Genomic DNA, 13882 nt, shown 5'->3' on the forward strand with positions numbered 1-13882 from the left:
GCGCGACGGGGCCCCGCCACCCCCCCGGAGTCCGGGAGGGCGGCGGGGCCCCGTGCGTTCCGTCGGCGGTGGCCGGCCGGTCCGGGATCAGCGACCCCGGCGACCGCCCTGGCCGCCCCCGTACCCGTCACCGCGCTCGAACTGCTGGCGCATCGCGGTGTCCTGCTGGCTCTGGTACTCCTCGGCCATCTGCTGCTGGCGGGCCGCGGCCGCCGCCACCGAACCCTGCACGCCCTCGAAGGCCTCGTGCGCGGCGGAGGCTCCCAGCGAGCGGGACGCGCCGCCGCCGTTGTCGAGCACCTGGGGCAGCAGCTGTGCGGTGAGCAGGGTGGACAGCGCGGAGCCGTCCCCGGAACCGCCCTCCGTCTGCACCACGACCGGACGCGGGGCCCGCTCGGCCAGCGCGGCGCCGACGTCGAGGCGGCGTCGGGCCAGCTCGTACTCCAGCACGGCCCGGTTGTCCCGGTAGGCCGTGGCCAGCCGGTGCTGCGCCTTGGCCTCGTTCTCGGCGGCGACCAGGTCTGCCCGCCCGCGCGTCTCGATCTCGTACCGCACCCGCTGGGCCTCGGTCTCCTGCTCCTCCAACATCTGGGCCACGTCCTTGCGCGCCTTGTTCAGGGAGGCGTTGACCTCGACGATCTTCGCGTCACGGGTCTTCTTGGAGCGCTCGATGTCCATCAGCAGGGTGTCGATGCGGCGCTTGCGCGTGAGCTCCCACTCCTGCTCGTAGGCGACCAGTTCCTTGGCGACCCTCTCCCGGGTGGCCAGGTGCTGCTGGTACTGGCTGGGCAGCTGCACGTCCGGGATGTTGCAGCCGGTGATGGTCACGCCGTACTTGTGCAGCTGCGTGTTGAGCAGGCTGCGCATGTCCTCGACGTTGGAGCCGCGCAGGTCGTAGGCGGACTCGGTGTTCACCATGCGGCTGCGCTGGCGGATGGCGTCCTGCACCGCGCTGGACAGCACCAGGTCGAAGTTGCTCGCGCCGATCGAGGTGACGAACCGGTACGGCTCCTCGATCCGGAACTTCAGGAAGAACTCGATCGACTTCAGCGGCACGTTCTCCCGCGTGGGGCAGGCCAGTACGGGCGCCGTGTAGGGGATCTCCGTGCGCGTGTCGACCACGAAGTCCACCCGCGCCCACGGGTGCCACAGGTAGTGGCGGCCCGGGCCGATGCTCTTGGCGAAGGCGCCGTACTTGGTGAGGATGCCGGTGGTGCCCTCCTCGATCTCCACGATCGAGCCGCGCCACCACCACAGGCCCGCCGCCAGCACGCTGAGCACGCCGACGAGCAGGGTCGGCACGGCCAGGGTCCCGTAGGCGAGACCGGCCACGGCCCCGCCGAAGGCGACGTGCAGCGACATCATCAGGGCGGAGGTGATGGCGAACAGGCCGAACCAGACCAGGATGGTCCAGCGCAGGCCGCGGGTGTCGCGCGGGATGACGACGGGGACGATCGCGCCCTGGTCGCCGCCGCGCAACAGGCCCGCGAGGTCTCCCCACGAGGCCAGGGACTCCTTGATGTTGGAGCCACCGCCGGGGTTGAAGGACTCACTCATCTACTGACCTCCCGGGAACTGGCCCTGCGAACCGCCCTGCGACCACGGGGGCAGCGGCGGGTCCTGCGGGTTCTGGAACGGGGCGCCGGTCGGCGGCGGGGCGTCGGACGGGGACCGCGTCGCGGACGTCGGAGCCGTGGTGTCGGCGGGGGCGTCGGCGGGCGCGGCCTCGGAGATGCGTTCGTCGATGGCGTCGTCGCTCACCGACTGGCGGATCTCCTCCACGAGGTCCTCACCCGGGTCCTCCGCTGTGGGGCGGCGGCGCTCGCCCGCCTCGTCCTCGACGATCGCGTCGATCTCCTGTTGGCGCTCGGCGATGCGGGAGTTGATGTCCCCCAGGCGCTCACGGATCGCGGCCATGTCGGCGTCGGAGAACAGGGCCGCGTCGGTCTGGCCGATGATCTCCTGGGCGATGCGCAGGTAGTCGACGCTGGCGCCGTCACCGGAGCCGATCCTCAACACCTGCGGCAGGCTGTCGGCGACCGACTCCAGCTTGTCCAGGAGGTTCTCCCGGAACCGGTAGTTGAGGATCTCGGGGGCCTCGGCGGCGCTGACCGCGCGGATGTCCAGGGCCTGGGCCTGGAGGAGCGCCGCGTTGGCGTTGGCCTCGGACTCGGCCTCCACGAAGCGCTGCCGGGCGGTGGCGCGGGCGCGGTTGGTCTCACGCTCGAGAGCGGTGTCCATCTGCGCCTGGTACTGGGCGATGTCGGCCTGGATCGCGGAGAGCGTCTCGTTGAGGGTGGCGAGCTCCTTGTTCAGGTCACCCTCGTTCTGTTCCTTGCGGAGCTGGAGCTCGTACTCGAACGTGTAGGCGTCCTTGGCCACGCGGACCATCTCCGGCGCCGCCAGGTCCATCCGGTACTCCTGGCTGGAGGGCTCGGCATGGGTGATGTTGGCGCTGGTCAGGACGACGATGCCGCCGAACTGGCGGTTCAGGGAGTCCAGCAGCGCCTGGGTGCTCTCGCCGACCATGTCGTAGATCGCCGAGGCCTCCTGCTCGTAGATGAGGCTGCGGGTGGTCTCGCTGATGGCGTTGTTGAGCTTCTCCTGGAAGCCCGGGACGCCGCCGAGGGTGTAGACGAAGTCGGTGGCGTTCTCGATCTTGAACTGCACGAAGAGGTCGACCGAGGCCTGGACGCCGCTCTTGGTGGGGGCGGAGCGGATCGGGGCGTTGAACGGGTACTCGCGCGTGGTGTTGACGATGTAGGAGACGCGCTTCCAGGGGTTGAACAGGGTGACCCTGCCCGGCTGGTAGAGGTTCTCCATCTTGCCGAAGCGGGTGACGATGGCCTGGCAGCCCTCCGGCACCATGACCATGCCCTGGCGCCACCACATGAAGCCGGTGACGGCCGCGGTGATGATCCAGTAGTGGACGCCGAAGAAGGGGTTGAGCAGGGGGTTGGCTCCGGTGACCATCGCCGTGGCGGCGGCGGTCGAGAAGCCGATGACGCCGATGACGACCAGGGCGATCGCGGGGAGCATCGTCACGAAGGTGCGTCCCCGGGGGATGACCATCGGGCAGATGACGTGGACGGGGCCGCCCCGGCCGCGCTCGTAGTAGCTGCGGTTGAGGGCCTCGCCCGCGGTGCTCAGCGAGGTGGTCTTCTGTTCGATCCGGGTGTCGACGGAGGCGCCCTGTTCGCGTGCCGCCACGAAGTCCCGGGGATCGAGACCGCCCTCCGAACTCTGACCGGCCCGCTGACCGGAACCCGGTCCGGTCATCTGGCCCGCGGCCTGTTGGACTGCGTCGGTCACGGCCTGGCGCGGGTCGCCCCCCTGGGCTACCGCGCTGGCCGCGCCGCGCACCGTTTGCGCGAACGACATAGGCATGCACTTCCTTCGACGAATCAGCGGGAACTATCGGGTTCGACGTGGCGTACCGAGATCTGGTTCCAGGTCGGGACGGGTTCATCGCCGGACAAACCGGTAGTGGTCTGCACCTAGCTTGTCACGGGGGCAAGCCGAAACCCATCGGTCGTGTCCCGAGCGTGACGCGAAACGGGCCGCACGGTGACCCCGCGCCGATCCGCCCGCTGACCAGGGCGCCCTCCGCCGCACGCGTGCCGGATGGCGCCGCCCCGGGGGCGGGGCTAGCCTCGACGTGACCGCATCGCGCAGAACGGGGAGCCCTCGATGTCCGCAGTACCCAGTGCCGTCCTGACCACCGCCGGACTGATCGGCGGATACTCGGTGGCCCGCGCCACCGGCAACCGGCCGCTCGGTGGCGCGGTACTGGCCGGTTTCGGCGCGGCGGCCTTCGAGACCACGCGCCGCGGTTCCGGGATGGGCGCCGCGGTCGCCCTCACCACCGTGTACGTCGCGGCCTTCGGCCTGTCGCACCCGCTGGCCAAGAGGGTCGGGGCCTGGCCCGCCGTGCTGGGCGTGACCGCGGCGACCGCCGCCGTCGCCGTGGCCGCCGGAGACCGCTCCGAGGCCTGACCCTCAGCGCGGGGGGCGGTGGCGGCCGTGGATGTAGGCCTCCAGCTGCTCCCGGTCGTCCTCCAGGACCCGCACACGGCTCTTGACCAGGTCCCCGATGCTGACGATCCCGGCCAGCCGACCCTCGGAGGTCACCGGGACGTGCCGGAACCGGCGCACGGTCATGCGTTCGCTGACCTCCTCCACAGTGTCCTCGGGAGTGCAGGTCACGACGTCGGCGGTCATGATGTCGGAGACCGGCGCGGACAGCACGGCGGGGCCCCGGCGTTCCAGGTGACGGACCACGTCCCGCTCGGAGACGATCCCCACGAGGGTGTCGTCCTCGGCCACGACGACGGCGCCGATGTTGTGACGGGCGAGTTCGGCGAGCAGGTGGGCGACGGTCGACTCGGGAGCGACGCGCACCACCTCGGGCCCCTTCGCCCGCAGGATCGCGGCGATCAGCATGGGCACCACCTTCTCCCGGTCCTCGACGGGTGCCGAAGGGTTACCCACTCCCCGCCCCCGTCAACCACGGGGTCCGCGCCGCGCACGGGCACGGGGTCACCCGCTCCCCCGCTCCGGCAGGAGGACGGCGCGCCCCAGCCGCCTCAGGGTCCGCCACGTCTCCGGGCGATCGCGCGGGCCCGGGGTGCGGGCGATGTCGTTGGCCACGTTCAGCACGATCGCCACGCGGACCTCGGCCTCGGCCTCGGTCATCCCGGGGACGCTGGCCAGCACGAGCGCGACCCACTCGCCGACGTACTCGCGCTGCGTGCGCCTGGTCCGCTCACGGTCGCTCCCCTCGCAGTGCCGGGAGTCGCACAGCAGGACGGTCACGTAGTCGTGGTGCCGGGCCACGAAGTCGACGTAGGACGCCAGCAGCCGCCGGAGTCCGTCGGCCGGGTCCCAGGCCCCGCGCAGGGCGCGGTGCATGTCGTGGCGCAGCCACTCGTCACCCCGGTGCAGCAGGGCCGCCAGCAGATCCCTCTTGGACTCGAACTCGCGGTACACGCTGGAGGTGGACAGCCCCGCCCGGTGGCGGATGTCGTCGATGCCCACCGCCGGGTACCCGTGTTCGGCGAACAGGGCCAGGGCGCCCGCGAGCAGGCGCTCGCGCCTCGCCGTCGGCACCAGCCCCGTGGGGAGCCGGGCGGGCGCGCCCTCTCCCTCCGCCGGTGCCGGGGTGAGTTCGGCGATGGAGAGCAGCACCTCCTGGAGCACCTGTTGCCGACGGGACGCCGACAGCGTCGGACGCCTGGAGGAGGTGACGGTCATCGCCGAGCACAGGCCCCGTGCCAGCAGTCGGGACCCGCGCTCGTCCAGGTCCGGCCTGCGGTCCGCGATCATCGACGCGATGAGCCGCATGCTGCGGGAGACCTCGCCCCGCAGCAGTCCGTACTGCTCGGCCGGGAGCCCCCGCGCCTCACGGACCCAGAGCACCCCGAGCCGGTCGTGTTCCGTGGCGGTGCGGGCCAGGCTCCGCGTCACCGTGTCCAGATCGGCTCCCCGGACCTCGGCGATGGTCTCCCGGAACGGTTCCATCTCGTTCGTCACCGCGGCGGTGAGCAGCTGCGGTTTGCCGCGGAAGTGCCGGTAGAGCGCCGAGGGGCTCACGTTGACGGCGTCGGCGACCATGTTCATGGACACGGCCTCGTAGCCGTGCCGGTGGAACAGGTCGGTCGCCGCCGCGATGATCAGTTCGCGGCGGTTGCGGGGCCGGGTGCCGCGCTCGGGTCCCTCAGCCACCTCGTCTGCCATGGTCCTCCCCACTCACCGGCCGCGCCGCCTCGCCCGGGGCCCCGTGGGCCCCCTCCCGGTGAGCCCTGCGGAGCTCGCGTTTGAGGATCTTACCGGTGCCTGCCAGCGGCATCTCGGAAACGAGCTCGGAACTCCGGGGCGACTTGTAGGACGCGATGTGCGCCAGGCAGTGCTCGCGCAGTTCTTTCGTGGAGGGCTGGTGCCCCGGCCGCGGCACCACCACGGCGTGCACGCGTTCCCCCCAGACGGGGTCGGGGACGCCGATCACCGCGCACGAGGCCACCCCGGGGTGGCCGGCCAGCACCGACTCGACCTCGGCCGAGTACACGTTCTCCCCGCCCGTGATGATCATGTCCTTGATGCGGTCCACCACGTGGACGTACCCGCGACCGTCCATGAACCCGGCGTCCCCGGTGTGCATCCACCCGCCGCGCAGGGCCCGTTCCGTCTCCTCCGGGCGTTGCCAGTAGCCCACCATCACGTGGTCGCCGCGCACGACGATCTCCCCGACCGTGCCCCGTTCCACCTCCCGGTCCCGCTCGTCGACCACCCGGACCTCGGAGTGCGGCGCCGCCCGCCCGGCCGAACGGCGCAGCTCCTCGTGTTCGTGGTCGGCGGGGAGCAGGACCGTGGCGATGGGGGCCAGCTCGGTCATGCCGTAGGCCTGGGCGAACCCGGCTCGGGGGAAGAGCTGGCGCACGCGCTCCAGCAGGGCGTCGGAGATCGGCGAGGTCCCGTAGGTCACGTGCCGGACCCCGGACAGGTCACGCCGCTCCGCGTCGGGGTGGTCGACCATCATCTGGAGCATGGTCGGCACCAGGAGCACGTCGGTGACCTGTTCGCGCTCCAGGACCTCCAGGACCTCGCCCGGGTCGAAGGACGGCAGGAACAGGTGCGTCGCCCCCCGGATGAGTCCGGTGAGCCAGATGAAGGCCCCGGCCAGGTGGAACATGGGTGCCACGTGCAGCGCGCGGCCGCCGGTGCCGGTCGTGTCCCCGGACGCCAGGAAGCCCAGCGCGCTCACGGCGACGTTGTCGTGGCTGAGCATGACCCCCTTGGGGGTGCCGGTCGTTCCTCCCGTGTAGAAGATCCCGAACAGGTCGTCGCCGCCCCTGCGTGAGTCGGGGACCGGCCCCGCCCCCGCGACCAACTGCTCGTGGTCGACCATGTCACTGGGGCAGGGCCGGCTTCCGGAGTGGACGAGTTCCCGCAGGTCGGGGCAGCGGTCGAGGAGTTCGCGGCCCGCCTCTCGTGTGTGGTCGTCCACGAACAGGACCCCGACCCCCGACTCGTCCACGGCGTGGGCCAGCTCGGGCACGCTCCACCGGAAGTTCAGCGGGACGAGCACGGCGTCGGCCCAGGGCACCGCGAGCAGCACCTCGTGGAAGTGCTCGGAGTTGAGTGCCAGGACACCCACCCGGTCACCGGACGACACCCCCCGCTCGCGCAGTGCTCCGGCCAGGCGGGCCACCCGGTTGACCGACCGGGCCACGGTGAGGTCGCCGTCGCGGTGCCGTACCAGCGGGCGGCCGGGGTCCTGCTGGAGGGCGTTGTGCAGGTACTGCGTCAGGTACATGGCGTGCTCCGTCACGGTGTTCGGGGGGGCGGCGACCGCGGCGGGCGGCGCGCTCGGTGGTCGAGAGGTCGGGGGGCGGCGGACCAAGGGGGCGGGGGTCAGAGCTGGCGGGAGATCACCTCCTTCATGATCTCGGTGGTGCCCCCGTAGATGCGCTGGACCCGCTGGTCCACCCACAGGTGCGAGATCGGGTACTCGGCCATGTAGCCGTAGCCCCCGTGCAGCTGGAGGCACTGGTCGACCACCCGCGACGCGCGCTCGGTGGTCCAGTACTTGGCCATGGCCGCCGTGGCGGCGTCCAGTTCCCCACGCAGGTGCCGGGCGAGGCAGTCGTCGAGGAACGTGCGCGCCACCCTGGCCTCGGTGGCCGCCTCGGCCAAGGTGAACCGCGTGTTCTGGAAGTCGAAGACCCGACGGCCGAAGGCGGTCCTCTCCTTGGTGTAGGCGAGCGTGCTCTCCACGGCGGTCTCCATCGCCACGACCGCGGTGATGGCGATGGTGAGCCTCTCCTGGGGCAGCTGTTCCATCAGCTGGGCGAACCCCCGGCCGGGTTCGCCGCCCAGCACGCGGTCGGCGGGCACCCGCACCTCGTCCAGGAACAGCTCGGAGGCGTCCTGGCCGCGCTGGCCGATCTTCTCCAGGACGCGACCGCGCCGGAATCCGGGCCGGTCGGACTCCACGAGGATCAGTGACAGACCGTGCGCTCCCTCCCCGGGCCCGGTCCGGGCCACCACGATCACGAGATCCGCCTGGGTGGCGTTGGTGATGAACGTCTTGGACCCGCTGATCACGTACTCGTCACCCTCGCGACGGGCCCGTGTGGCCACCGCCTTCAGGTCCGAACCCGTCCCGGGCTCGGTCATCGCGATCGCCGCCACCACCTCGCCGGTGGCCATCGGCGGCAGCCAGGCGCGCCGCTGCTCCGGCGTTCCGTAGGCCAGCAGGTAGGGGGCCGCGACGGTGGAGTGCACCGCCACTCCCCACGCGGTGTCGCCCGCGCGCGCCTGTTCCTCCACGAGCACGGCCTCGTGCGCGTAGGTGCCGCCGCCACCGCCGTACTCCTCGGGGATGGACAGGCACAGCAGTCCCGCCCGCCCCGCCCGGTGCCACAGCTCGCGGTCCACCTTGTGCTGTTCACGCCAGCGCTCCTGGTGCGGCACCAGCTCCCGCTCGCAGAAGACGCGCGCCAGCTCGCGCAGTGCGGCCAGGTCCGCCGCGTCGGTCCCCGTCTCCTCGGTTCCCCGCATGTGTCCGTTCCCTCCTAGACCATGAACCCGCCGCCGCAGACCAGGGTCTGTCCGCTGACGTAGTCCGACTCGGGCGCGCAGAGCAGGTAGACGGCACCCGCCGCCTCCTCCGGGGTACCGCCCCGTCCCAGGGGGATCGAGGACTCCATGTGCCGCAGCAGCTCGGGGTTCAGACCGACCCTGAGGTCTCGGCCCTGGATGTTGACGGTGGTGTCGCCGTCGGCGGAGGCCGCCGTCAGCCGGGTGTGGATCATGCCGAAGGCGACGGCGTTGACGGTCACGTTGTAGCGCCCCCACTCCTTGGCCAGGGTGCGGGTGAGTCCCTCCACCCCGGCCTTGGCCGAGGCGTAGTTGGCCTGCCCCGCGTTACCGCCCACCCCCGCGATGGACGAGATGTTGACGACCTTGCGGCACGGCACGGTCGCTCCGGCGGCCCGTTCGGCCTTCACGGCGGCCGAGATCACCGGCTGCGCGGCGCGCAGGAGCCGGAACGGTGCCTTCAGGTGCACGTCCAGGATCGCGTCCCACTGTTCGTCACTCATGCGCTGGATCACGTTGTCCCAGGTGAAGCCGGCGTTGTTGACGATGATGTCGATTCCGCCGCAGGCCTCCACGGCCGTGTCGACGAAGGCTTCGGGGAAGGAGGGGTCGCTCACGCTCCCCACGTGGGCGGTCGCCCGACCACCCCGTTCACCGATGAGCTCCACCGTCTCCCTCGCGGGGCCCTCGTCCAGGTCGTTGAGCACCACGTGGGCGCCCTCGGAGGCCAGCTTGAGGGCGATCGCGCGGCCGATGCCACGCCCGGCCCCGGTCACCAGCGCGGACCTACCGTCCAACTTCGTCATCGTTCTCCGTGCCCTTCGTCAGTGGGTCGAGTGCCACGGTCGCCTCGCCCGTCAGTGTGGTGGTGCCGTCGGCGAGCCGGACCGTCAGCCGGATCGTGGCCCGCCGTTCGCCGTCCCCGTCCTCGATCGCGCTGACCGTTCCCGAACAGACGGGACGCGCGTGGACCGGAGTGATGGCGGTGAACCGCACGCGCAACGACCGCAGGCGCTCCTGCGGCGCCCAGGCCGTCAGGAACCGCCCCACGTAGGCCATGCTGAGCATGCCGTGGGCGAACACGTCGTCCATGCCCGCCCCGCGCGCGGCGTCGAGGTCGATGTGCACGGGGTTGTGGTCGCCGGACCCGCCCGCGAAGAGGGCGAGCGTGGTCCGTGAGACCGGTTCCAGGCGCAGGGGCGGCAGGTCGTCTCCGACACGGAGTTCCGTGCCCGTCACCGGTCGGCCTCCGTACCCCTGACGACCACGACGTCCTCCAGTTCGGCGACGGTTCCGCCCGTCTCGTCGGTGACGACGAAGGAACGGGTGAGCAGTTCCATGGCCCCGCCCTTCTTGACCGTGTGGCCGGTGACGCTCCCGCGCAGCGTGACCGTCTGGCCCGCGTGCACCATGCGGTGGTAGGTGAAGGCCTGCTCCCCGTGCAGGACGCGGCGCGGATCGGCGCCCAGTTCCTCGATCCAGCGGAGGGGCTGGGGGACCTCGTGCTGGATCGCGGCCAGGAAGGTCGGGGGGACGGGCAGGTCGGGGTGGCCGGCGGCCCGGGCGGCCGCCACGTCCAGGTACACGGGGGAGGTCTCTCCGATCGCCTCGCAGAACAACCGCAGTCGGCCCCGTTCCAGCAGAAGGGACGCGTCCGGCATCGGGGTGCCGACCACCTCGGCGGAGAGCGGCATGTCAGTCCTCCCGCTGGTAGAGCGTGACCACGCAGGCTCCGCCCAGGCCGATGTTGTGCTGGAGGCCCACACGCGCCCCCTCCACCTGGCGGTCACCGGCACGGCCCTCCAGCTGCCACACGAGCTCGGCGCACTGGGCCAGTCCGCTCGCCCCCAGCGGATGGCCCTTCGAGAGCAGCCCTCCGGAGGGGTTGGTGACCACGCGCCCGCCGTAGGTGTTCTCCCCGTCCAGGACGAACCGCTCGGCGGTCCCCTCCCCGGTCAGGCCCAGGGCCTCGTAGGTGAGCACCTCGTTGGTGGTGAAGCAGTCGTGCAGCTCCACCACGGGAATGTCCTCCGGTCCGATCCCGGCCGTCTCGTAGACCCGCGCGGCGGCCCTTCGGGTCATGTCCGCGCCCACCAGGTCGATCGGGTCGCCCTCGAAGGACACGGGCCGGTCGGTGGTCATGGACTGCGCCACCACACCCACTCGGGCGTCCAGTCCCCGTTCCCGGGCGAACCCGGCGTCGCACACCAGCACCGCCGCCGCCCCGCAGGTCGGGGGACAGCACTGCGACCTGGTCAGTGGTCCGAACACCGCGGGCGCGGCCATGACCTCCTCGACCGTGACGGGATCGCGCAGAACCGCGTTGGGGTTGGCCGCGGCGTGCCGACGGGCCTTCACCGCGATCCGTGCGAACAGGTCCGGGCGGGTGTCGTAGCGCTCGGCGTAGGCCGCGCCCGCGCCGCCGAAGAGCCGGGCCGCGAGCGGGGCACCGGGGTCCGACCCCGGCACCGCGTCCAGCGCCGCGGTGAAGCGGTCGAAGGGGCTGGGGCGGTCGTCCCAGACCGTGCCCAGTGCCCCGGGGCGCATCTGTTCGAAGCCGAACGCGAGCACGCACCGGGCCGCCCCGCTCTCCACCGCCTGTCGCGCGAGCCACAGCGCGGTCGAGCCCGTCGAGCAGTTGTTGTTCACGTTGACCACAGGGACTCCCGGGAGTCCGACCTGGTAGAGGCTGTTCTGACCAGAAGTGGAATCACCATACACATAGCCCGCATAGGCCTGATCAATGTCGGCCAGCTCCACGCCGCTGTCAGTCAGCGCCGCCGTGATCGCCTCTACCGCGAGGACGTCGTAATTTTCACTTCTTCTTGGCATCGAGAATCGGGACATGCCGACCCCCGCGATGCGCACACGCGACACCATCTTCACCCTCCCGCAGAATCCCCGGCTACACATATTGTGCTTCTCTGAGAACGCTGATTCACTTACTGTGTACACGAAAGTCGGGGCCCTGCCAATGGTCCCCCCAAGAGAAGGACGGTCCACGGTGACGAAGCAGCAGACCGCAGCGGTGGTGAAGGACGGCTTCCAGTACCTCGAAGGGGCGCGCTGGTACAAGGGAGAACTCTGGTGCTCCGACATCCCCCGAGGCCTCGTCCACCGCCTGGACCCGCGCACCGGCGAGTCCCACGTGGTCGCCGACCTTCCCGACGCCAAGCCCTCGGGCCTCGGCTTCCTCCCGGACGGCACCCCCCTGGTGGTCACCCAGGCCGACTCCGTCCTGCGCCGCATCACCCCCGGCGGCACCACCGAGGTGGTCGCGGAACTCGGCGACGTCGCCGTCGCCGCCAACGACATGTGGGTGGACGACCAGGGCCGGGCCTACATCACCCAGATCGGCTACGACCTGTTCAACGGGGGCGAGGTCGCCCCCGCTCCGGTCGTGGTGGTCAGCCCCGAGGGCGAGGTCTCCACGGCGGGCGAGGGGCTGGTCTGCCCCAACGGCGTCGGCCTCAGCCCGGACGGCGGCACCCTCTACGTGGCGGAGACCTTCGGGTTCCGGCTGAGCGCCTTCGACGTCGACGCGGGCGGCGCGCTGTCGAACCAGCGGGTCCTGCGCCAGTTCGACAGCCTGGAGCGCGACGCCCTGGACGGGCTCTGCGTGGACTCCGAGGGAGGGGTCTGGGTCACCGCGCCGTTCTCCAGCCAGGTCCGTCGGCTCTCACCCGAGGGCGAGGTCACCGAGGTCGTGAACACCGCCACCGCTGGCCACTGGGTGGTCTCCTGCGCACTGGGCGGCCCGGACGGGCGGACCCTCTACCTCTGCGCGGCCGAGACCGACATGGGGCGGATGGCCAACAACTTCGAGGGCTCCTCCCGTCTGGAGGCCGCCACCGTACGCATACCCGGCCCCCTCGTCGGCTGAGGAACGACACCCATGCCCACGTCCCACCGCGCCCCCTCGGCGCGTCCCCCCGTCCGACTGTACGAACCCATACCCGACGACCGCGACGCGTTCTGGCGGCAGCTCAGGCAGACCTACGGAGAGGTCGCCCCGGTCTACCTGGAACCGGGGGTGCCCGCGTGGCTCCTGCTCTCCTACGAGGTCAACTACCGGGTGATGTCCGACAACGCCACCTACCGGTGCGACCGCGACTACTGGCACGACCTCGCGAAGGGGGTGATCCCCGCGGACTCCGGGGTCCGGGCCATCAACGAGAAGCGCGAGTCCGTGCTCTACGTCGACGGAGAGGAACACCGCTTTCTCTCCGAGGGTATGCAGAAGGCCTTCAGCGCACTGGACGAGCGGCGCGTGATCGGCCAGATCCAGGAGGTGGCCGAAGACCTCGTGGACTCCTTCTGCGAGCGCGGCCGGGCCGACCTGATCGGCGAGTACGCGCGGCTCCTCCCCCTGCACGTCCTGGGCCGCCTCCTGAACCTGGGGCCGGAGGACGTGAACGAGCTCGCCACGTCCATGGGCAAGCTCTGGGGAGGCGGCGCGGACTCCCCCGAGGGCGCCCGCGAGCTGAAGGTCCTCCTGACCCAGTTGGCCAGGAGCCGGCGGGCCGCCCCCGGCGAGGACCTGCCCTCGTACCTGATCGCCAACGGGCAGAGCGACTCCCAGGTCTGTGACCAGCTCACCCTCATCGTCGCGGGAACCAACGACCTCGTCACCAACTCCATCGGGGCGTCCCTGCGTCGACTCCTGATGGACCAGTGGCTGGCCTCCCACCACACCGGCTCCCAGATGCTGATCTCGGAGACCGTGAACTACGTGTTGCTGCACTCCACCCCCATGGAGGTGCTGGTGGGCCGGTTCCCCACCCGTGACGTACGCCTGGGTGACTACCACATCAAGGCCGGGGACTGTCTGCTGCTGGGCTTCGCCGCGGCCAACACCGACCTGCTCGACCGCACCCCCCACGCGCAGACCGCCTTCACCCGGGCGCACCTGACCTTCGGAACCGGGGCGCACCGCTGCCCCCGGTACGGCCGGGACCTCGGGCAGTCGATGGCGGAGATCGCCCTGAGCACGATCACCAGTCGACTCCCCGACCTGCGTCTGGCCGAGCCACCCGAACGGCACCGCTGGGTGCCCCACGTCAACGTGCGGGCCCTGGTGGACCTGCCGGTGCTGTTCACCCCCGCGCACCCCAGGTCGGCCCCCAGCCCCCTGCGGCACCGGCACTCCCAGCCGAGGAACCGGCCCGAGACCCCCGGGCCCGAGAGCCGCTCGGAACCCACCCCCTGGTGGCGGCGGTTCGGGCTCTGGGGCTGACGCCGGAGCCTCCCCGACCGCACGCCGCCCCGGAGCCTCCTCCCATCC

Annotated in this window: 13 protein-coding genes; 3 read left to right on the top strand and 10 right to left on the bottom strand. The window is 71.4% G+C overall.

Translation table 11 applies throughout. The features are described from left to right. Positions 1-87 precede the first annotated feature (87 nt). The gene (locus ACFYL4_RS17450) at positions 88-1557 is read right to left on the bottom strand and encodes an SPFH domain-containing protein (RefSeq protein WP_387519251.1); all 1470 of its coding nucleotides are present in this window, start codon (positions 1555-1557) and stop codon (positions 88-90) included. Then, entirely contained in the window at positions 1558-3381 is a 1824-nt protein-coding gene (locus ACFYL4_RS17455) for an SPFH domain-containing protein (RefSeq protein ID WP_357761259.1), read from the bottom strand. It lies immediately after the preceding gene. A 309-nt stretch (positions 3382-3690) separates the two neighbouring features. Here ACFYL4_RS17455 and ACFYL4_RS17460 point away from each other — a divergent pair, with 309 nt between their 5' ends. Then, positions 3691-3996 (top strand): hypothetical protein, encoded by a 306-nt coding sequence (locus ACFYL4_RS17460; RefSeq protein WP_387519253.1) that lies wholly within the window; start codon positions 3691-3693, stop codon positions 3994-3996. A gap of 3 nt (positions 3997-3999) precedes the next feature. Here ACFYL4_RS17460 and ACFYL4_RS17465 read toward each other — a convergent pair whose 3' ends face one another. The 8 genes from ACFYL4_RS17465 to ACFYL4_RS17500 form a co-directional block, all read right to left on the bottom strand. Beyond that, positions 4000-4443 (bottom strand): CBS domain-containing protein, encoded by a 444-nt coding sequence (locus tag ACFYL4_RS17465; protein ID WP_387519419.1) that lies wholly within the window; start codon positions 4441-4443, stop codon positions 4000-4002. A gap of 96 nt (positions 4444-4539) precedes the next feature. After that, complete coding sequence (locus ACFYL4_RS17470) at positions 4540-5736, bottom strand: TetR/AcrR family transcriptional regulator (protein ID WP_387519255.1); 1197 nt, start codon at positions 5734-5736, stop codon at positions 4540-4542. Then, on the bottom strand, positions 5717-7312 hold the full coding sequence (locus ACFYL4_RS17475) for a long-chain-fatty-acid--CoA ligase (protein WP_357761248.1): 1596 nt from the start codon (positions 7310-7312) through the stop codon (positions 5717-5719). Before ACFYL4_RS17475 ends, ACFYL4_RS17470 begins: the two co-directional genes overlap by 20 nt. A 98-nt stretch (positions 7313-7410) precedes the next feature. Further along, entirely contained in the window at positions 7411-8559 is a 1149-nt protein-coding gene (locus tag ACFYL4_RS17480; RefSeq protein WP_387519257.1) for an acyl-CoA dehydrogenase family protein, read from the bottom strand. 14 nt (positions 8560-8573) lie between these two features. Then, positions 8574-9404, bottom strand: a complete 831-nt coding sequence (locus tag ACFYL4_RS17485) for an SDR family NAD(P)-dependent oxidoreductase (RefSeq protein WP_387519259.1) — start codon at positions 9402-9404, stop codon at positions 8574-8576. Next, positions 9385-9837 (bottom strand): MaoC/PaaZ C-terminal domain-containing protein, encoded by a 453-nt coding sequence (locus ACFYL4_RS17490; RefSeq protein ID WP_387519261.1) that lies wholly within the window; start codon positions 9835-9837, stop codon positions 9385-9387. Before ACFYL4_RS17490 ends, ACFYL4_RS17485 begins: the two co-directional genes overlap by 20 nt. Further along, on the bottom strand, positions 9834-10292 hold the full coding sequence (locus ACFYL4_RS17495; protein ID WP_357761237.1) for a MaoC family dehydratase N-terminal domain-containing protein: 459 nt from the start codon (positions 10290-10292) through the stop codon (positions 9834-9836). Before ACFYL4_RS17495 ends, ACFYL4_RS17490 begins: the two co-directional genes overlap by 4 nt. A gap of 1 nt (position 10293) precedes the next feature. After that, positions 10294-11511, bottom strand: coding sequence for a lipid-transfer protein (locus ACFYL4_RS17500; protein ID WP_387519263.1), 1218 nt, complete (start codon positions 11509-11511; stop codon positions 10294-10296). 91 nt (positions 11512-11602) lie between these two features. Between ACFYL4_RS17500 and ACFYL4_RS17505 the strand changes: the two genes are divergently transcribed. Together ACFYL4_RS17505 and ACFYL4_RS17510 are read left to right on the top strand one after the other, a co-directional pair. Then, positions 11603-12481: an SMP-30/gluconolactonase/LRE family protein gene (locus ACFYL4_RS17505; RefSeq protein ID WP_357761231.1), complete on the top strand. Its 879-nt coding sequence runs from the start codon at positions 11603-11605 to the stop codon at positions 12479-12481. Between the two features lie 12 nt (positions 12482-12493). After that, the gene (locus tag ACFYL4_RS17510) at positions 12494-13834 is read left to right on the top strand and encodes a cytochrome P450 (RefSeq protein WP_357761228.1); all 1341 of its coding nucleotides are present in this window, start codon (positions 12494-12496) and stop codon (positions 13832-13834) included. Positions 13835-13882: the final 48 nt, after the last annotated feature.

The organism is Nocardiopsis sp. NPDC006938, assembly GCF_042869555.1.
In the GTDB taxonomy this organism is placed as follows: domain Bacteria; phylum Actinomycetota; class Actinomycetes; order Streptosporangiales; family Streptosporangiaceae; genus Nocardiopsis.

Coding starts and splice junctions, on each gene's coding strand:
- ACFYL4_RS17450 (WP_387519251.1), bottom strand. CDS start 1,557: ATGAGTGAGTCCTTCAACCCCGGCGGTGGCTCCAACATCAAGGAGTCC.
- ACFYL4_RS17455 (WP_357761259.1), bottom strand. CDS start 3,381: ATGTCGTTCGCGCAAACGGTGCGCGGCGCGGCCAGCGCGGTAGCCCAG.
- ACFYL4_RS17460 (WP_387519253.1), top strand. CDS start 3,691: ATGTCCGCAGTACCCAGTGCCGTCCTGACCACCGCCGGACTGATCGGC.
- ACFYL4_RS17465 (WP_387519419.1), bottom strand. CDS start 4,443: ATGCTGATCGCCGCGATCCTGCGGGCGAAGGGGCCCGAGGTGGTGCGC.
- ACFYL4_RS17470 (WP_387519255.1), bottom strand. CDS start 5,736: ATGGCAGACGAGGTGGCTGAGGGACCCGAGCGCGGCACCCGGCCCCGC.
- ACFYL4_RS17475 (WP_357761248.1), bottom strand. CDS start 7,312: ATGTACCTGACGCAGTACCTGCACAACGCCCTCCAGCAGGACCCCGGC.
- ACFYL4_RS17480 (WP_387519257.1), bottom strand. CDS start 8,559: ATGCGGGGAACCGAGGAGACGGGGACCGACGCGGCGGACCTGGCCGCA.
- ACFYL4_RS17485 (WP_387519259.1), bottom strand. CDS start 9,404: ATGACGAAGTTGGACGGTAGGTCCGCGCTGGTGACCGGGGCCGGGCGT.
- ACFYL4_RS17495 (WP_357761237.1), bottom strand. CDS start 10,292: ATGCCGCTCTCCGCCGAGGTGGTCGGCACCCCGATGCCGGACGCGTCC.
- ACFYL4_RS17500 (WP_387519263.1), bottom strand. CDS start 11,511: ATGTGTAGCCGGGGATTCTGCGGGAGGGTGAAGATGGTGTCGCGTGTG.
- ACFYL4_RS17510 (WP_357761228.1), top strand. CDS start 12,494: ATGCCCACGTCCCACCGCGCCCCCTCGGCGCGTCCCCCCGTCCGACTG.